The sequence below is a fragment of the Vibrio cidicii genome (assembly GCF_009665415.1).
Classification (GTDB): domain Bacteria; phylum Pseudomonadota; class Gammaproteobacteria; order Enterobacterales; family Vibrionaceae; genus Vibrio; species Vibrio cidicii.
Genome location: NZ_CP035921.1, coordinates 324593 through 342469, shown reverse-complemented (window position 1 = coordinate 342469; position 17877 = coordinate 324593). Strand labels below are relative to the sequence as shown.

17 protein-coding genes are annotated in these 17877 nt (G+C 47.4%); 11 read left to right on the top strand and 6 right to left on the bottom strand.

Translation table 11 applies throughout. The annotated features are described in order from the left end of the window. The first annotated feature begins 173 nt into the window (after window positions 1–173). Window positions 174–332 carry a hypothetical protein gene (locus tag EWA64_RS02615; RefSeq protein ID WP_039429357.1) on the top strand — a complete coding sequence of 53 codons (159 nt, stop codon included), beginning with the start codon at window positions 174–176 and terminating at the stop codon, window positions 330–332. A gap of 30 nt (window positions 333–362) precedes the next feature. Next, a complete protein-coding gene (locus EWA64_RS02610; protein WP_061895655.1) occupies window positions 363–1100 on the top strand; it encodes a hypothetical protein in 738 nt (245 codons plus the stop codon). 336 nt (window positions 1101–1436) lie between these two features. On the opposite strand, the gene EWA64_RS02605 is transcribed toward EWA64_RS02610, so the two are convergent. The 5 genes from EWA64_RS02605 to EWA64_RS02585 all read right to left on the bottom strand — a co-directional run bounded on the left by EWA64_RS02605 (window position 1437) and on the right by EWA64_RS02585 (window position 6483). Beyond that, the gene (locus EWA64_RS02605) at window positions 1437–2564 is read right to left on the bottom strand and encodes an ABC transporter permease (protein ID WP_061895656.1); all 1128 of its coding nucleotides are present in this window, start codon (window positions 2562–2564) and stop codon (window positions 1437–1439) included. Further along, complete coding sequence (locus EWA64_RS02600) at window positions 2561–3721, bottom strand: ABC transporter permease (RefSeq protein ID WP_425315140.1); 1161 nt, start codon at window positions 3719–3721, stop codon at window positions 2561–2563. Before EWA64_RS02600 ends, EWA64_RS02605 begins: the two co-directional genes overlap by 4 nt. Before the next feature lie 8 nt (window positions 3722–3729). Next, window positions 3730–4704, bottom strand: a complete 975-nt coding sequence (locus tag EWA64_RS02595) for an HlyD family secretion protein (RefSeq protein ID WP_061895657.1) — start codon at window positions 4702–4704, stop codon at window positions 3730–3732. Further along, the gene (locus EWA64_RS02590) at window positions 4701–6119 is read right to left on the bottom strand and encodes a TolC family protein (protein ID WP_061895658.1); all 1419 of its coding nucleotides are present in this window, start codon (window positions 6117–6119) and stop codon (window positions 4701–4703) included. Before EWA64_RS02590 ends, EWA64_RS02595 begins: the two co-directional genes overlap by 4 nt. Before the next feature lie 136 nt (window positions 6120–6255). Further along, window positions 6256–6483 (bottom strand): hypothetical protein, encoded by a 228-nt coding sequence (locus tag EWA64_RS02585; RefSeq protein ID WP_061895659.1) that lies wholly within the window; start codon window positions 6481–6483, stop codon window positions 6256–6258. 344 nt (window positions 6484–6827) lie between these two features. Between EWA64_RS02585 and EWA64_RS02580 the strand changes: the two genes are divergently transcribed. From EWA64_RS02580 to EWA64_RS02555, 6 genes are all read left to right on the top strand, one after another. After that, window positions 6828–8447, top strand: a complete 1620-nt coding sequence (locus tag EWA64_RS02580; protein WP_061895660.1) for an ATP-binding protein — start codon at window positions 6828–6830, stop codon at window positions 8445–8447. After that, the gene (locus EWA64_RS02575) at window positions 8444–9130 is read left to right on the top strand and encodes a response regulator (RefSeq protein WP_061895661.1); all 687 of its coding nucleotides are present in this window, start codon (window positions 8444–8446) and stop codon (window positions 9128–9130) included. The genes EWA64_RS02580 and EWA64_RS02575 overlap by 4 nt, the downstream gene beginning before the upstream one ends. Before the next feature lie 394 nt (window positions 9131–9524). Continuing rightward, window positions 9525–11027 (top strand): glucose-6-phosphate dehydrogenase, encoded by a 1503-nt coding sequence (zwf, locus tag EWA64_RS02570; protein WP_061895662.1) that lies wholly within the window; start codon window positions 9525–9527, stop codon window positions 11025–11027. Next, on the top strand, window positions 11024–11740 hold the full coding sequence (gene pgl / locus EWA64_RS02565) for a 6-phosphogluconolactonase (protein ID WP_061895663.1): 717 nt from the start codon (window positions 11024–11026) through the stop codon (window positions 11738–11740). Before zwf ends, pgl begins: the two co-directional genes overlap by 4 nt. A 36-nt stretch (window positions 11741–11776) precedes the next feature. After that, window positions 11777–13225: a decarboxylating NADP(+)-dependent phosphogluconate dehydrogenase gene (gene gnd / locus EWA64_RS02560; protein ID WP_061895664.1), complete on the top strand. Its 1449-nt coding sequence runs from the start codon at window positions 11777–11779 to the stop codon at window positions 13223–13225. A gap of 242 nt (window positions 13226–13467) precedes the next feature. Continuing rightward, window positions 13468–13599, top strand: a complete 132-nt coding sequence (locus EWA64_RS02555; RefSeq protein WP_264299425.1) for a hypothetical protein — start codon at window positions 13468–13470, stop codon at window positions 13597–13599. Window positions 13600–13758: 159 nt separating this feature from the next. Here the strand turns inward: EWA64_RS02555 and EWA64_RS02550 are convergent. Continuing rightward, window positions 13759–14948, bottom strand: a protein-coding gene (locus EWA64_RS02550; protein WP_439655067.1) for an IS3 family transposase whose coding sequence is annotated in 2 segments (ribosomal slippage) — window positions 13759–14681 and window positions 14681–14948 — 1191 coding nt in all. Because the reading frame shifts where the segments join, the coding sequence is not laid out codon by codon here. A 398-nt stretch (window positions 14949–15346) separates the two neighbouring features. Here EWA64_RS02550 and EWA64_RS02545 point away from each other — a divergent pair. The 3 genes from EWA64_RS02545 (at window position 15347) to EWA64_RS02535 (ending at window position 17741) form a co-directional block, all read left to right on the top strand. After that, complete coding sequence (locus EWA64_RS02545; RefSeq protein WP_000509889.1) at window positions 15347–15637, top strand: hypothetical protein; 291 nt, start codon at window positions 15347–15349, stop codon at window positions 15635–15637. 643 nt (window positions 15638–16280) lie between these two features. Continuing rightward, entirely contained in the window at window positions 16281–17051 is a 771-nt protein-coding gene (locus EWA64_RS02540; RefSeq protein WP_212590085.1) for a DUF2971 domain-containing protein, read from the top strand. A 312-nt stretch (window positions 17052–17363) separates the two neighbouring features. Then, entirely contained in the window at window positions 17364–17741 is a 378-nt protein-coding gene (locus EWA64_RS02535; RefSeq protein WP_061893459.1) for a hypothetical protein, read from the top strand. The last annotated feature ends 136 nt before the right edge of the window (window positions 17742–17877 follow it).

The following is a 17877-nucleotide window of genomic DNA, read 5'->3' as shown; positions in this document are numbered from 1 at the left end:
ATCTGTACGCGAATCCTAACCAAATATTTTTGTGATGTCATCCCCATATTTTTCGATCGAATATTTATTGCTCAATCGTCAGAAAAAACTACCGAACCTTGACTTAATCTGGACGCCAAATGGCATAGAATGCTACCGTTTAGTCACATAAGTTGATGACGCAAGGAGAGGTCATGATTCGGCTGATTGTGATTGCAGTGTTAATTGTGCTGGCGTATTTCTTGCTGAGATACCGCACGAACGAAAAAATCCAAAAAGGGGTGGTGGTGACCTTGCTCGGTCTTTTCGCCATTTATACCTTGGTTTTGGTGGCTACAGAGCTGTTTAGATAATCCTATTAATCGAGATTGGAGTGAGATGTTGTGACTTCGCCAAATAATCAAACTGATGAACAAGATGATGTGGTCGTCATCGAGGAACGAGACAAACGTACGTTCGTGTATATTGCGATTGCTGCTGTATTAGGCATGGCGTTTGGCGGTTTGATCGGCGCTCACTTTACGGCTCAAAAATGGCAAGAGACTTATCAAGGGCTGCAGCAGCAGTACCAAAGCCTAGCAAATGACAAAACTCAGTTGGTGGCGAGTGTTAAATCACGCGAAGCGAGTTTGGACTCTGAGGTGGACAAAAAGCTCGAAGCAGAAATCGCACTGCGACAAAAAGAGCATCAGGCGGAGCTTGAAAAGCTGCAAAATCAGCTCACTGAAATGGAAAAACTGAACATCACCTTGGAAGGGCAGATCAAATCGCAAAAAGCGCAGATTGAAACCACGCAAAGCGAGAACGATAAGCTTAGCCGTCAGGCCGATATGCAAAACAATATGTTTGAGCGCTCACGAGAACTTTTCCGCCGTGAAATGGAGATTTCTCAAGAATTGGAGGCGCTGCAAAAAGAGCGAGAAGTGTTGGTTCCGAAGTTGGAAACACTGAAGAAAGCGTGTGAAGTGTATCTTTCCGGTAAATCTTGGGACGCGAAATCTGATGCGTGCGATAACCAAGATGAAGCCAGTTCGCGCTTAAGCCAAGTGGATCAACTGATCGAAGTGTACAAAATGGATTTGAAGCAGATTAAATCCATTACCCAAGAGATGGGATTGTAACGACAACAATAAGGGCTCAAAATTGAGCCCTTATTGTTTGGTTTACTTCTTAGGGTCTGTTGACCTTTTGCGGTTAAATTTTGCTCGAGACAAAAGCGTTTTAATCGCGGCGAGAGGTTTGTAGCCTAGTCATTCTAAGCAAAACACCTCTCAACAAAGAGTAAAACGCTTTTTGCGGGGGCGCCTAGCTCGAACCCTTCGGGCAGCGTTTGTGGCTCCTTTTTGCTGCGTTATCGGCTTATCATGTAGGCCCCTACAATTCAAAGCCTCTGCCTTGCACAAAGAACCCACAAACTGCTGCAAAAATCATCTCAAAAGGTCAACAGACCCTAGCAATCACAGCCGTTGGCGTCGCCACAATAACAAGCAGGCACAAAGCCAAAACAGCACCAACGCCCACAAGCTGCTCCACTGAAGGCTGACTTGTTGCCAGCTCGCCCCCATTTGATTGAGAGCGAGAAAGCCTTTTATCGCGCTGGTACTCGGACTCAATTGGGCGAGCCATAGAAGCGGCGCTGGGATCATCTCGACAGGCCAGATGAAACCAGCAAGGAAAATCAGCGGCATGGAGCTGATAAGCACCACCAGTGTGACCAGTTCACGGCGCGGAAGCAAATCACCCAACCAATAGCCAAGCAGGCAAGAGGCAAGCAGAAACGGTAACAGCAAGCTGAGCAGTGTTGGGATGCTGGCCAGCGTGTTGATGCCATGCATAGTAAAACTGGCACCGAAATAGTAGGCGCTGAGCAGATAATAGATAGCCACCAGTACTGCGGTTCTCACGCTGAGTAACTTCCAGCGCGGCACATGTGACCAATAACCTTGGCCATGTTTTTGTGTGCCGACGATAAGCCCTGCCGCCATGATCAAAGTCTGCTGCAGGATCAGGACAAACACCGCGGGCACCACATAGTCGACGTAACCCATGGTTGGGTTAAAGGTTGGCTTGAGATTGAGCTTCACCGCGCTGTACTGATTGGCCGCGAAAGCGAGCGGTACACCATCTATCAGCAGTTTCGAGACTTTGACCTGTGCTGCCAGCGTACCACCAGTTTGCGCCAACCCTTCCACCACGGTGCCATACACCAGAAAGTAGGAGGCATCGCCTGCATACGACAGTGTCGGACTTTTACCCAGCAATAGGTCTTTGTAGAAATGCTCCGGGATCAACAAAATGCCGCTCACCTTGCCAGCAAGAAAAGCCGCTTTTGCCTCGGCCAACGTGCCATCGCGGCGGACGATTTTCACTTGAGGAGTCGCGTCGACCATGCGTTCGAGCTTCAAGCTGGTGGGGCTCATATCAAGGTTGACGACTGAAATCGCCTGTTCTCGTGGCGTTTGCTGCGCGTAGGGTAGTGGATAGAGAAACGAATAGAACAGCACACCACCGAACACAGTCAGGGTTACTACCGGATTGGTTAGCAGCGCTTTCAACTCCGCTTTGAGTAGATCAAGCCAGCTCATGATTTTCCCTCCGCTTTGTTAAGGTGCTTTTTCATCAGAAGGAGAGTGAGCAGTGCAGGCAGCAGATAACCCACCATCGGCGCAAGAGGCTGCAATGCGTGATAGAACTCAGCCCCATAGCTGGCTTGAGACACTTGTACTTCGATGTAATGACTCACCGGTAATAATCCACGCCAAAACTGCGCGGGCGCGCTCATGTCGGTAACCGGGAAGGTAATGCCCATAAAGGCAAAACTGGGCGCGGTAAATGCGCCAGCAAAACTCATCGCTCGGGCGGCATCAAGCGTCATAGAAAAAAAGAAAGCGCCCATGATCATGCATGCTAATGCGGTGAAAAGCTGCGCAATCACAATGGGCAAAAAGTGGCCGTGAAAAGGCCAGTCAAGGATGAAGTAGAACCAGCACAGAAAAGCCAAACCATGCAGCATAAAGATAGGCAGATAGCAGCTCAGAGTGCGGAAAAGGGTGAGTAGAATGTTATCACCAAGCCAGAGCGCCAGTTTTTCAGGGGAGCGCGCATAGACTCGTAAATTTGCCGCCAGAATTAAAATCGTGCACACCACCATCATAATTTGCCAGATTGCGGGCACCACCGCTGAAACCAAGAATTGCGCGTAGTTGGTATTTTGGTTGAATAGCGGCGAGATTTGCGTGGTAATGGTCACGGCGCTCCCCATGGCGCTCGCAGTCGTTTGGTTACCATGACTGAGGCTTTTGACCGTTTCTAATGCGGCGTTAAAGTGCCCTTGCGCTTGCATAATGGCAGAGTTGACTAAGCGGCCAGTCAGTATGTATTGGCTGTTGTAAAACGCCGAAATCTGCGGAGGCTGCTTGAGATAAATATCGCGATCAAAATGGTCGGGGATGATCACGTAAGCGTATATTTCACCACGAATCAGGGCGTCTTTGGCGGCGGTAACGTCTGAGTATGCACTCTCTGTGCTGAGTGTGGGCGAAGCATCCAGCATTTGCACTAGTTTGCGTGATAACGTGCTGTGTGACTGATCTACAATACCAATTGGCAAATCACGAGCGATCCCGGCAGAAAATACGCCCCAAATCATTAAGGCAATTAGCAATGGGATCCAAGTCAAGCACGACAAAAGCCATTTGTCGTGCCGCAGCACATGCAGTTGCGCGTAGATAGCGTTCATCATAAGGCCAATTACAGCTCAACAACTAAACTCATGCCCATGCGTAGAGCAGAAATGGGCTCCACAGGACGAGCTTCGACTTCAAAAGTGCGTAGGTCGAAACCTTGTGAGGCGTCGGTCGCCCGCCAAGTGGCAAAATCGCCCATCACTGCAATGTGGGTAACGCGAAACTGCACTTTTTTATCCAGAGCAGGTAAATAAGCATTGAAGATCTCACCTTTTTGAAAGTGTTTTAACAAATCTTCTCTCACGTTAAGCACGGCCCAAGCATCATGGGTATCAATCACGGTCACGACAGGGAAGCCTTGAGGCGCTAACTCGCCACTTTGTAGCAAAACCTGAGACACTTCACCGTCAAACCAACTCTCAATACGGGTATCACTCGCGTAAGCTTCCACTTCCGCAACGGCTCCTGCCGCCATGCGCGCCTTTTCTGCCGCCGCGAGTTTGGTCTCATCGCGCGCGCCTTCTTTGGCGAGCTCATACATTTGGAATGCCGCACTTTCGGTGTATTTGGCGGCTTGCCATTGGGTCATCGCTTCGTCACGCTTTTGTTCGGCGACCACGCCGTCTTTATACAGATTGTTGACGCGCTGGTAAGTCTTCTCCATTAAATCGGCGGCGGCTTTCGCTTTAAGCCATTGATCTTTGGCTGCTTGAATTTGCTGCGCGCGAGCGCCTTTTTCCGCTTCTTGCGCCAGTGCTCCCGCGGCTTTTTCTCCCGCTTTGGCTTGCTCTAGCTTTGCCTCGATCTCTGGACTATGCAAGGTAAACACCAATTGCCCTTTGCTCACCGTATCACCTTTGCGGACCAAAACTTGGTCAATGCGTCCCGGCACTTTGGAGGAGATACTGTATTGCTGCGCTTCAATAATTCCCTGTAAACGCACCGGCTTTGGTTGGTAGGCTTGGTAAAACTGGTATCCGATCCAGCTCACCGCACCCACAGCGCAGAGAGAAAGCAGAATAGGTTTGAGCGATTTCATAGTGATTCCTTTTGAGTGGGTGCGTAGGCGCTAGCTTGATATTGAGCAAAGCTATTCATTTCACTGCTCAGAGCCAGCAGCTTATTGAGTGAGATGAGATAGCGAAAGCGGGCGGCGGATTGCTGCGTTTCAATACTGGCCAAGTACAATTGTGCATCGACCACTTCAAGTGAGTTCGAAAGCCCTTGATTAAAGGCTTTTTCCCGCAAATCGAGGTTCTCTTTGGCAAGGCGAATACTCGACTCCAAACCGATCACTTCATCCACCGCTTGCTGCGCTTCAAGATAGGTCTTTTGAACCAGCACCGACAGATCTTCTCGCGCTTGTGCCTTGAGTGAATGTACCTGCGAGACCATGCTGCTGGCGGCTTTGACTTTTTCGCTGCGCCCGGATGTGTCAATCAATGGGACATTTACCCCAACACCGACCAACCAGTCCGGTTTCATTTCGCTGGCGAGTGAATCATCTTCATACAGACTGTAGTCGCCGTAGAGATAGACTTGTGGATAGTATTTGCCCTTTTCTGCTTTGATGAGCGCGCTGGCTTGCTGCTCTTTGGCGTCTAACAAAGAAAGGCCCGGATAAGTGGCGAGAGTCTGCTCAGTGAACGCAGAGAGAGGTGGCAAGTTATGGTTGATAAACAACCCTTCGGCAGGTTCGACCAAGCTTGACTGAGCCAAAATTTTGCTCAGCGCTGACTGCGCGATCTCAAGATTACTTTGTGCTTTGCGCGTTTCGACTCTGGCTTTATCCAACGAGGCTTCAGCCTGTAAACGCTCGACATGGGCGATCTGCCCTTGTTTTTCCAGTTTGATGGCGAAATCGCGGTGCTGAGTCAACCCTTTTTCGACCGCTTGGCGCGTTTGCAACACCTCTTTGGCGAGTACCACGGAGAAGTAGTACTTACTGAGATCTTCGTAGCGTGCTTGCGTTTCCATTTTCAGCTGACTGCGCGCTTCTTCGGTTTTGCCTTGTGCTGCCGCTTGTGCAGCGCTAATGCGCCCGCCGGTGAAAATGGGCCAAATAGCGCGGATAGATGAGCTAAAGAGATCTTTTTCGGCGATGGTGGTTTCTATCCCGCTCAATACTGGCATAAACGCTTGCAGTATTGGCCCTGTCGATGCGTTGAGCGCCGGCATTGTGGTATTGGACATTAACTGCTCACCACTGAGCGTGACATCAGTATCCAGACGAGTGTAATTCGCGCCGATGCTCACCGAAGGCCAGTCCAAACTGCGAGTAGCACTTTGCATGTGCTCTTGGCTGACCACGTTGGCTCGCTGTGCTGCGAGCGAGTGATTGTTGTCTTGTAGCAACTGCCAAGCTTGTTGAAAGGTGATCGGCGCGGCCTGACAAGCCAACGAGATGGAGCTTGAAAGCAGCCCAATCATTAGTAACTGATGAGTTCGTTTCATGATAGTCGTATCGAAATAGAGCAATGACTCTAATATATAGGAATTGTCTTTTTCTGTTAAGCGCAACCTTGATTAAGTCGGCGGAAATAAAAAAGCACAGCGCGTCGGCTGTGCTTCCTCATGAAGGATGAGCTGACTATTTTAATGAAGGGCAGAAGAATTCTGCTCGCCATTCAAGCTGTTTGGAACCTTGCATGGTTTGCAGAAGATCGCGCCCGCTCATTTGAGGGAAGGCGAGCAGAACGCGTAGGTCGCTCTCTGTATGACCGTCTCTCTCGTAAGCCCTGACGTGTGTAAAGGTTGAATGCATGTTCTTCGACAGCATGGCCTTACTAAGGCGAATTCCAAAGGTATCTCTTTCCATATTGATCGTTCCTTATCAATTGATACCACCTTGTGCTTATTATTGTCGTTATGTTAGGTAGATTGTTACTCTAGACACTCGGGAAAGTATACGTGTTGTTGGTTAAAAAAACCTCAAAAATTCCTAAAAGTGAGATGATCCAGATCAACTAAAAGTAAAATACATATGTAACTTGTTGATTATATATTTTTATGTTTTTTGAGCCCGAGTAAAACAAGCGCAAGAGCATGGCAAAAATCTATTGGCATTTTCCATTCCCGTTTCACACTTCCGAACGTGACTCTGCACTTAAGTGTTAATTCAGTGTTAACTTATCGCGGAAGAGGTCGCGATTGGAGGGTGAAATGAAGTGGCAGAGTGTCAGTTTTCGGCAGCGAATGTTGGTCATTATGACGTTGTCAGGACTGATCGAACTGCTAATTCTTGTCGCTGCTGGTTTTGCCTATCTTAAACATTCCCAAGAAGAGGAAATGGGGCAAAAAGCCTTAGGCGTTGCCCGATTTTTGGCCAGTTCTCCTATTGTGATTGAGCTGATAGAACAGCGCGATAACGTGACTCACCAAGCCCGCTTTCGTGAACTTACTGGTGCACTTGGTGCCGCTTTTATTGTTGTCGGCGATGAGCAAGGTTTGCGTCTCATCTATCCGCTTGATTCTCGCTTAGGTTTGCCAATGAGTGGTGGCGACAACGAGCGGGCGCTCAAAGAGGGTGAAGCTTATATCTCGACAGCAAAAGGCTCGCTTGGCTATTCGGTGCGTGGCAAGGCTGCTGTGTTTAATGCGCAAGGAAAAGTGATCGGCGTCGTTTCGGTTGGCTATCTGCTTGAGAGATTGCAAGATCGCATTGAGCCATTTATCTGGTTTTTGATCGCGATGACGGTTTTAGTGGTTGCCGCTAACGCACTGGTGTCCAACTATGCTGCGCGCAAGTTCCAAAAAGCGATCTTGGGTTTTGAACCAGAAGAGATTGGCCGTTTGTACAGCGAGTTGGATGTGACTATGAGCACTATCAAAGAGGGGATCCTCAGTATTGATGCCAACGGTGTGTTACGTTCGATTAACCGCAGTGCGGCGCAGATTCTAGGGCTTGATCCAACAACGGTGCTTAACCGCCCTCTGGCTGATTCTTTGCCAAGCAGCGATCTCTACCGAGTGCTGGAGACCGGACAAGAAGATCACGATATTGAGCTCTATCTGAATCACAAACATTTGATCGCTAACCGCACGCCCGTTTTGGTTGATGGAAAGGTTGTCGGTGCGGTATCGAGTTTTCGCCTGCGTGATGAGATCAGTGAACTGACTGAGCAGCTATCGCAAACCAAGGAGTACGCGGATCTGCTGCGCTCTCAGACACATGAACATCGCAATAAACTCAATACCATTAGCGGTTTGGTGCAAATGGGTGAACTAGACGCGGTGCAGCAACTGATTGGTCAGGAAACGGAACATTATCAAGGTCTGATTGAATTTTTGCGTGACACGATTAAAGATCCCTTGGTCGCGGGGATGCTGCTTGGTAAAACGGAACGTGCAAGAGAACTTGGCCTTGAACTCATTGTAGAAGAGGGCACTCGCTTGGAGCCACTACCGGACGGGGTCAACGCGGAAGACATTACCACCATATTAGGTAATTTGATTGACAATGCTTTCGACGCCACCATGAGTGGTATTGCTCATCAACAACCGTTTGCCAAATCGAGAAGGAACATTGAAGTCTCGGTGAGCGATTACGGCACTGAAATCATCTTGGAAGTGACCGATCAAGGTTGCGGACTACCCGAAGGTTATTTACCACAGCAACTGGTTGAAAAAGGGGTTTCAAGCAAAGCCAAAGCCAATCGCGGTGTCGGGCTGTATTTAGTCAGCCAGTTAGCCCAGCGTTATGCTGGCCACATCGAAATGAGCCCAAATAAGCAATACGGAACGCGAATGACCGTCTACATCCCCAAGGAAGAGCAGCAATGAGTGCCAATAGCCGAGTGATGATTATTGAAGATGACCTAGCGATTGCGCAATTACATCATAACTATTTGCAGCAGTTGAATGGCTTTGAGGTGATAGCCATCGCCACGACGTCGGCGGAAGCGCAACTGCAGTTGACACTGTTGGAACCGGACTTAGTTTTGCTCGATGTCTATCTGCCCGATGGCAGTGGTCTGGATATTTTAAATCAAATCCGTGGTAGTAATCGCCATTGTGATGTGATTTTGATCACCGCCGCGCGCGATGTAGAAACGCTGCAAACGGCGATGCGTGGTGGCGTGGTCGATTATTTGCTCAAACCGGTGATGTTTGTGCGCCTTGAAACCGCGCTCAACAAGTACCGCGCCCAGCGAGAGCAACTTGGTCACGTGTCTGCGGATCTCAATCAGGGGCTGGTGGACAAGATGTTACAGTCAGGCAGTGCGCAGGAAAAAGCAAGCCATTTGCCCAAAGGAATAGATGGTGTCACGCTCGACAAAATACGTGCACTCTTTCAGCAAGAAGAAACCTATACCGCCGATGAAGCGGGGGAGAAGATGGGGGCCAGCCGCACCACTGCAAGGCGTTACTTGGAATATTTGATTGCTACGGGCGAGCTGCAAGCCGATCTCAGCTACGGTACAGTGGGGCGGCCAGAGCGCTGCTATAAAAAAGTGCTGAGATAAAATGACTCGATGACTCCCATAGCGAGCACTGATAGTGGTCTATTTTGTGGCGAGAATTTGCGCAAAAACAGCGTAATGCAACCACAAAAAATAGCGCTAACTGGTCTAATCAGTAAAAAATCAAATATCACTTCTGATACAAATAGTTATCTTGAAATTGCGTCATTATTTAAACGATTGCACTTTCAACTATTGATGTATGTCAAAGAGTCGTAGACAATACGCCCCCGTGTCGGGCAAATCATTCTTATTACCAACCCACACACTCTAGGTTTTGCCTATCGCTGATATAGGCAAGATCAACTATCAATTTTTTAGTGTCATTGATAGGGTTGGCTCATCCTTTAAGCCGTATCCAGGCACAAATAAGTACCTCGTTTTTAAGGGAAAGATGATGGTAATACCAGAAAACAGCAGCATCGTGATTTTTGGTGCTTCGGGTGACTTGACCTACCGCAAGTTGATTCCTGCCTTATACCACCTCTATGCAAGTAAGCAGCTTCCAGAAAACTTCGCCATTCTGGGTGTCAGCCGAACAGAGTACAGTGATGAGTCCTACCGCGAAAAGCTCAAGAATTCGCTTCAGGAAATGGAAAAAACAGAGCCAGCAACGCTGGATGCCTTCATTAACCATTTGCATTATCAAGCAATCAATACCTCAGATACTGCAGATTATGCCAAGTTAGTGACTCGCTTGAATGAGTTGGCGCTACAGTATCAGTTTGAACAGCGCAATACGTTGTTCTACATGGCGACGCCACCAAGCCTTTACAGTGTGATTCCAGCGAGCCTAGCTCACCATGGCTTGAACAACGAAGACGATGGTTGGAAGCGACTGATCATCGAAAAACCTTTTGGTTACGATCTGGCCTCTGCCAAACAACTGGATAAAGACATTCACGAGTGTTTCCAAGAGCATCAAATCTACCGTATCGACCATTATCTGGGCAAAGAAACGGTGCAGAATTTACTGGTGTTTCGTTTCTCCAACGCGATGTTTGAACCGCTATGGAATCGCAATTTCATCGATTACGTAGAAATCACTGGCGCAGAATTCCTCGGTGTTGAAGAGCGTGGCGGTTACTACGACGGTTCTGGTGCGGTACGCGATATGTTCCAAAACCATCTTCTGCAAGTGTTGGCGATGGTGGGCATGGAACCACCTGCGCAGATCAACGCGGACTCTATGCGTGATGAAGTGGTAAAAGTGCTGCAATGCCTCAAACCGTTGGATGAGCACGATCTGCGCAACAACCTTGTGCTAGGGCAATACACCGCCTCTGATGTGCGTGGACAACACCTTCCCGGTTACCGCGAAGAGCATGGTGTTGCCGAAGATTCGCGTACCGAAACTTATGTTGGCCTTAAAGCTTACATTAACAACTGGCGTTGGAATGGTGTGCCTTTTTATGTGCGTACCGGTAAACGTCTACCAACGCGCGTCACAGAAGTGGTCATCCACTTTAAACGCACGCCGCATCCTGTATTTGGGCAAAATGCGCCTGAAAACAAGCTCATCATTCGTATTCAGCCCGATGAAGGCATCCAGATGAGTTTTGGCTTGAAGCAGCCAGGTGCCGGTTTCCATGCCAAAGAAGTGAAAATGAATTTCCATTACACCTCGCTTCAAGAAACACAAATGCTGACCGCGTATGAACGTCTACTATTAGATGCGCTCAATGGCGACGCGACACTGTTTGCACGTAGTGATGCAGTGGAAGCGTGTTGGAAATATGTCCAGCCGATCCTTGATTTCAAACAAGATCCGCAAGCCTTGTTTGGCTACGCCTGTGGCACTTGGGGGCCAAAAGAATCGGACGATCTGCTCCAGCGCGATGATCGCGCATGGCGCTTCCCATGCAAAAACCTAACTGACACGGATTACTGCGAACTATGATCAACCATAAGATTTTTAATACCGCAGAGCAGGTCGTTGAAAGCCTCGCGAACGATATGAAAGCGTTTAGCGAAATGGGCCGCCCTGTTCATATTTCTCTTTCTGGTGGCAGTACGCCCAAAATGTTGTTCAAGCTATTAGCGTCCGATGCATTTGCCACGGCGATTCAATGGCAGAACCTGCACTTTTGGTGGGGGGATGAACGATGTGTGACGCCGGATGATGCAGAAAGCAACTACGGCGAAGCCAATGCGCTTTTGTTTAGCCAAGTAGCCTTGCCTACCGAGAATATCCACCGTATTCGTGGTGAAGATGAGCCTCAAATGGAAGCGGAACGTTTCGCGAAAGAAATGCTGGCGTTGATCCCGACCGAAAATGGTACACCCGTGTTTGATTGGATCTTGCTCGGTGTTGGCGCCGATGGTCACACCGCTTCGCTCTTTCCTGGTCAAACAAACTACGACGAAGAAAAACTCGCCATTTTAGCAAGCCATCCTGAATCGGGTCAGATCCGTGTATCCAAAAGTGCGCGCGTGATTGAGGCAGCGAAACGTATCAGTTACCTCGTTTTGGGCACTGGTAAAGCAGATATCGTGGATGAGATTAACCGCTCACCCGCAGAAATTCTTCCATATCCGGCAGCCAAGATTCAGTCTCATCAGGGGCTGACGGAATGGTATTTAGATTTAGACGCAGCGGCGAAAATCGTGTGATCGCGATAGCCAAGTAAAATTTATTGGAGAGAAAAAATGAAAGGTGATATCGGTGTAATTGGCCTAGCAGTTATGGGTCAAAACCTTATCCTCAACATGAATGACCACGGTTTTAAAGTAGTGGCGCACAACCGTACTGCGGCAAAAGTAGACGAGTTCCTAGAAGGCCCAGCCAAAGGTACCAACATCGTTGGTGCTTACACGCTGCAAGAGCTGGTGGACAAACTGGAAGCACCACGTAAAGTCATGCTAATGGTTCGTGCTGGTGCGGTGGTTGATGCGTTCATCGACCAACTGGTTCCTCTACTGGATAAAGGCGACATCATCATCGACGGTGGTAACACTAACTACCCAGACACTAACCGCCGCGTTGCAGCACTGCGTGAAAAAGGCATCCACTTCATCGGTACTGGCGTATCAGGCGGTGAAGAAGGCGCTCGTTTCGGACCATCTATCATGCCAGGTGGCGCACCAGAAGCTTGGGCAGCAGTGAAACCTATCTTCCAAGCGATCTCGGCAAAAACGGATGCTGGCGAGCCTTGCTGTGACTGGGTTGGCAACGACGGTGCTGGCCACTTCGTGAAAATGGTTCACAACGGTATCGAATACGGCGACATGCAGCTGATCACTGAAGCTTACCAGTTCATGAAAGATGGCCTGGGCATGACTGCTGACGAAATGCAGGCAGTGTTCGCTGACTGGAACGAAACTGAGCTGAATAGCTACCTAGTAGAAATCACGGCTGACATCCTTGGCTACAAAGATGAAGACGGTGAAGCATTGGTTGAGAAGATCCTCGACACTGCAGGCCAGAAAGGTACCGGTAAATGGACAGGTATCAATGCTCTGGACCTAGGCATTCCACTGACGCTGATCTCTGAATCTGTCTTCGCGCGCTGCCTGTCTGCACTGAAAGACCAGCGTGTTGAAGCGGAAAAACTGTTTGGCAAAACCATCACTCCGGTTGAAGGTGACAAACAAGAGTGGGTTGATGCACTGCGTCAAGCGCTGCTGGCATCAAAAATCATCTCTTACGCACAAGGCTTTATGCTGATGCGTGAAGCGTCAAACGAAAACGGCTGGGATCTGAACTACGGTAACGTAGCGCTGATGTGGCGTGGTGGTTGTATCATCCGTTCTGCATTCCTGGGCAACATCCGTGACGCGTTCGAAGCGAACCCAGACCTAGCATTCCTGGGTTCTGACGATTACTTCAAAAACATCCTAACGGGTAGCCTAGCAGCATGGCGTAAAGTGGCAGCGAAATCTCTGGAAGTGGGAATTCCGATGCCATGTACCACTTCTGCTCTGACCTTCCTAGACGGTTACACTACTGCTCGTCTGCCAGCGAACCTTCTTCAGGCGCAACGTGACTACTTCGGCGCGCACACGTATGAGCGTACTGATCGTGCACGTGGTGAGTTCTTCCACACCAACTGGACAGGTACAGGCGGTGACACTGCGTCGACTACGTACGACGTATAATCCATTCAGATCTGCAATACGCTAAAAGAGATGCCCACGTGGCATCTCTTTGTTTTCGTGTCTAAGCAGAGTTGAACAAAAATTCTACGCCCTTCACCTCATCCTATAAATTTTATTCCATGGAGGATGACGCTGTTTTGGGCATCCACTATTTTTATGCTGCCACAGGGATCAATGATTTTTCATGTGGTATTAACAATTAGCTACCGGGAAGGTGAATTTAACAGTTCGAGGTTCTTAAGATGACTATTAATAAATACTTTGTTTTTGTTCCACAAGAGGTTGAACAAGAAATAGAAAATCAATTGGTATCAGATCAGGAAGCTCAACGTCAGGCATTAGTCAAACAGGCTCAGCAGGAAGGCGGCTTGTAACGCTAGGTTTCATTGCAGAGAGTGCATAGATGCAGTCAGTCTGCTGGCAAAGACCTAGCGTCCAAGCTAGGCCTTTGCCCATTAAAACATCAAAATTCAGGACACTCTCGGAAAGTGTTGCGCTAAAGCGACATCTCCCTCCAAGTCTTCCTGTAGTGGTCAAGTAAAACTGGCCACGGGTTTATAGTTAAGCCAGTATCTTCGCTCTGACTCGTTTGGACTCAAGCCACCGTTGTAATGGTGTGGCCTGACGTTGCTGTAATACCCCAGGATATAGTGGGTGATTGCCAGCTTGGCCTCGGCAAAGTTCCGATAGCCTGTTTCCGGTATCCATTCCGTTTTCAAACTCCTGAAAAATCGCTCCATTGGGCTGTTGTCCCAGCAATTCCCGCGGCGACTCAGGCTTTGGGTTATCTGGTAACGCCACAGCAATTGCCGGAAGGAGCGACTGGTATAGTGACTGCCCTGGTCACTGTGGAACATCACGCCTTTAGGCCTGCCTCGTTGCTCAAATGCCATGTTCAACGCCTGCTTGGTCAACTCGCTGTCCGGTGAGTGCGACATCGCCCAGCCCACGGGTTTACGGGCAAATAAATCCATTACCACGGCCAAATAGGCCCAGCGAGTACCTGTCCAGACATAGGTCACATCGCCGCACCACACTTGGTTAGGTGCCACCACGTCAAACTGGCGGTTCAACCGATTCGGGATGTCGACATGCTCCTGATTGGCTTTCTTATAAGCATGCTTCGGCAATTGGCAACTGACCAATTCCAGCGTCTTCATTAACCGTCCTGCACGGTAGCGGCTTAATGCAAAACCCCGGGCAGTAGCGATATCGGCGATGGTTCTTGCCCCGGCGGAGCCATTGCTCTCACGGTGGATTTGCCGGATTGTGCTGTGTAAACGCACCGCCTTTGGGCATATCCGCTTATCCCGGCTTAACCAATACCTGTAGCTGCTGCGCTGGACATCAAACACCTTGCACAGCCAGACGACCGGGTACTTTTCCCGGTGGCTCTTGTTGAGTTTCTCGATTAGCGAGAAGTGTTCATGGAGTCCGACATCAACAGAGCTGTAGCCTTTTTTAGGACTTCCTTTTCCAATTCCAGCCGTTCAATGCGCTTCTTTAATTCGCGGATTTCAACCTGCTCTGGGGTCATGGGCGAGGCCTTGGGAGACTTGCCTGAACGCTCTTCTCGCAGTTGACTGACCCATTTGCCAATCGTGGAATAGCCCACCCCCATTGCCTGGGCGGCCTCCTTCTGGGAGTAGCCTTGATCAACCACCAGTTGAGCCGTTTCCAGACGGAACTCAGGGCTAAAATTCGGTCCTTTTTTCTTTGCCATTTCGTCACCTACTGCTGCTACGGGTGTAATCATAACAGCTCTAATCAGGTGGCCAAATTCACTATGCCACTACATCCTGACGTTATGAATCTATAAAAACACAATCTTAGTAGTCTCACATAGCACTACGAATAGTACACATTGTTATGAGACGGCTTTCCTCAAACAATATCGAGAACATCAACAACTAGACAACATTTCGCAGTCTAATTTTCTATGTGAGCAATCCTTCAACACTAACACGTTGTTCTAGATGGTTTTATTTGAGTTCTGTATGATTGCCTTTGTATAAACGCGACACTTCAATGGTGGGTTGTGGGATATTATGTAGTTTAGAAAGCGTTATGAGTTAAAAAAGTATCCAGTCGTGCTGCTATAAGTTATAGGTAAAAAGAATCATGGGGCATAAATTACCTCCAGAACAGCTAGAATTATATAAAAGAATTGATGAGATTCTTTATTACAAGTGGGACCCAATCGGAGTATCAGATAGTGGTTGGGCACGAGATGAATACCAGTCTTATTTACCGCAACTATTTAGCTTGGTGATGAAAAGTCAATCACCACAAGAAATCTGCAAGTATCTAACAGAGTCAACTCAGTATATGGGTCTACAACTATCGAGGGATCATGATTTAGCTATTGCTAAGTTAATCCTTGAAGTTAAGGATTCGTTAGATATTGAGTGAATCCAGCGTATCTAAACTCATAACAAGCAATTTAAGAGGGATTCCCAACGCTTGGCATTTTTGCTTCTACTTCAAATTTAGTGTTTATGGCACAATGCGTTAGGTTGGGTGGTAGCGTTGCTCACCCCTTAATTGGGCGTTATGTTTAATCACGTCAAATCAGTTGGTTGTATCTTTTCTTTGCTCCCTCGGCTTGTTAGTTTCGAGTTTGTCGGCAAGTTTGCTTCAGTGGGCGCTGTTTTCCGGACACTTGTTCTTGGCGCTGGAAATTCAGAGCGTTGCCTCAATCAATTTTCGGGCAAGGACGAGGTTGGTTTGGCTGGCTCAATCAATATTTTGATCACAGGTTTTGGGGCTTGAATTGCCGAAATTCAAAGTCTGTTTTTCAAATCTATGAATCGTTTCAGTTTTTTAGGTCTTGGCTTTTGTTTGTGAATCAAAGCTGAGTTAATCTTGGTTTAGGTAAAACGTAAGTTATTGAAGCTTAAACATAACAAACGCTTCAAGAGGGACAGCCAACGCGTGGCATTTTGACTATGCGTTGGTTTTAGTGATTACGGTGTTATGCGGAAGCTTAGTAGTAGCGTTGGCTGCCCCTTAAGCGGGCGTTATGTTCTCGAAGTCATTTAACATTGGAGTTGTAATGAAACTTTTATATAAATATATGTCGAATCCAGAGTATTTTCTGAAGGAAGGATATATCAGAGCTTCTCAATTATCTGCGTTAAATGATCCCTTTGAGGCTACCTATTGCAAAGAAGCTTTGTCTGATCTCTGTCCTTATTTTGAAATATTTGATTCACCGAGTGAACTAATTTCCTATGTTGAGGAAAACAAAAATAAAATTGGCGTGATTAGCTTAACTGAAGCTAAAGATAATTTATTAATGTGGTCGCATTACGCCAATGAACATAGAGGTGCTGTTATTGGATTCTGGGCAAAATCTGCTTTTAACGGAAACATGTTTACCCATTTACATGAGCCAAGGCTTAACTCAACTAGCGTCTTTGACGGTTTTGAAATTTTCCATGGCGAGTGCCTTCCTGTCATGTATCGAAAACAACCTAGATACCGTGTCGATCGTTTTGACTTTGATTATTCAAACATTTCAGCGGAAGGTGAGGATAGAATCCTATTCGAAATTTTCCAACAGAAAAGCGATGAATGGATTTACGAAAAAGAGCACCGAGTTACACTTCGGTTGGATCAAGCTGACAAAATCGTTGTGACTGATGTTCATCGTTTAAAAAACAAACATGTGCTAAGCAAGCTACTTGCTATAGGTAGCGAAGATGAAAATGGTAGGTTTACCGTTTATCTGGATAAAATATCAAATGAAATAGTACGAGAAGCATATGCCAATAATTTGGTTGAGCTTAGCTATGTCCTAGTAGTCTATATCTGTTTAAAGTAGGTCATGTTAACTCCATAATCTATGGGTTAAATGTTAGTCAAAGTACGATCGATAGTTACCAAGCGGATCTGCAAAACTATTGCAACATAGAGCAATGGAAAGCATCTTTAAATCATGACTTTTATACTTTAGAGTTCAGCGAAATAGAACGAACATAACAAACGCTTCAAGAGGGACAGCCAACGCGTGGCATTTTTACCATGCGTTGGTTTTGGTGATTACGGCGTTACGCGGAAAGTTAGTAGTAGCGTTGTCTGCCCCTTAAGCGGGCGTTATATCACAATCACTAACTTCTAACATAAAGAGGTAATCATGAAGAAAATAGAGTTTATTACTTGGGAAGCTTTTGGCGCTGTAGTAGAAAAACACAAAGAAGATCAGCCACTGCTTACAATGAAAGACTATGCACTTATAAATGGATTTGATGTAAAAAACCGTTTAGGTTCAGCAGTTAAAGAACTATTAACCTTAGCCAAATTATACGAGTTTGAGTACAGTCAAACTTCAAGTGGTTACAGATTTTCAAACGCTATTTTGGAAGCCATATTTACTACTGTAATAGTGTCCGCGCATGAGCGTGATGTAATACTTCGTGGTATGTCAGAATTTGCAACAGTTGATGAAGAAGTTGCTGCACTGAAGGTTATGAGCGAGTTAATGATAGAACCACCTAAATACTTGTCAAAGTGATATAACAAGCAATTTAAGAGGGATTCACAACGCTTGGCACTTTTGCTTCTACTTCAAATTTAGTGTTTATGGCACAATGCGTTAGGTTGGGTGGAGGCGTTGTTCACCCCTTAATTGGGCGTTATGTTTAGTCACG

Coding starts and splice junctions, on each gene's coding strand:
- EWA64_RS02615 (WP_039429357.1), top strand. CDS start 174: ATGATTCGGCTGATTGTGATTGCAGTGTTAATTGTGCTGGCGTATTTC.
- EWA64_RS02605 (WP_061895656.1), bottom strand. CDS start 2,564: ATGAGCTGGCTTGATCTACTCAAAGCGGAGTTGAAAGCGCTGCTAACC.
- EWA64_RS02600 (WP_425315140.1), bottom strand. CDS start 3,721: ATGATGAACGCTATCTACGCGCAACTGCATGTGCTGCGGCACGACAAA.
- EWA64_RS02595 (WP_061895657.1), bottom strand. CDS start 4,704: ATGAAATCGCTCAAACCTATTCTGCTTTCTCTCTGCGCTGTGGGTGCG.
- EWA64_RS02590 (WP_061895658.1), bottom strand. CDS start 6,119: ATGAAACGAACTCATCAGTTACTAATGATTGGGCTGCTTTCAAGCTCC.
- EWA64_RS02585 (WP_061895659.1), bottom strand. CDS start 6,483: ATGGAAAGAGATACCTTTGGAATTCGCCTTAGTAAGGCCATGCTGTCG.
- EWA64_RS02580 (WP_061895660.1), top strand. CDS start 6,828: ATGAAGTGGCAGAGTGTCAGTTTTCGGCAGCGAATGTTGGTCATTATG.
- EWA64_RS02575 (WP_061895661.1), top strand. CDS start 8,444: ATGAGTGCCAATAGCCGAGTGATGATTATTGAAGATGACCTAGCGATT.
- zwf (WP_061895662.1), top strand. CDS start 9,525: ATGGTAATACCAGAAAACAGCAGCATCGTGATTTTTGGTGCTTCGGGT.
- pgl (WP_061895663.1), top strand. CDS start 11,024: ATGATCAACCATAAGATTTTTAATACCGCAGAGCAGGTCGTTGAAAGC.
- gnd (WP_061895664.1), top strand. CDS start 11,777: ATGAAAGGTGATATCGGTGTAATTGGCCTAGCAGTTATGGGTCAAAAC.
- EWA64_RS02555 (WP_264299425.1), top strand. CDS start 13,468: ATGACTATTAATAAATACTTTGTTTTTGTTCCACAAGAGGTTGAACAA.
- EWA64_RS02545 (WP_000509889.1), top strand. CDS start 15,347: ATGGGGCATAAATTACCTCCAGAACAGCTAGAATTATATAAAAGAATT.
- EWA64_RS02540 (WP_212590085.1), top strand. CDS start 16,281: ATGAAACTTTTATATAAATATATGTCGAATCCAGAGTATTTTCTGAAG.
- EWA64_RS02535 (WP_061893459.1), top strand. CDS start 17,364: ATGAAGAAAATAGAGTTTATTACTTGGGAAGCTTTTGGCGCTGTAGTA.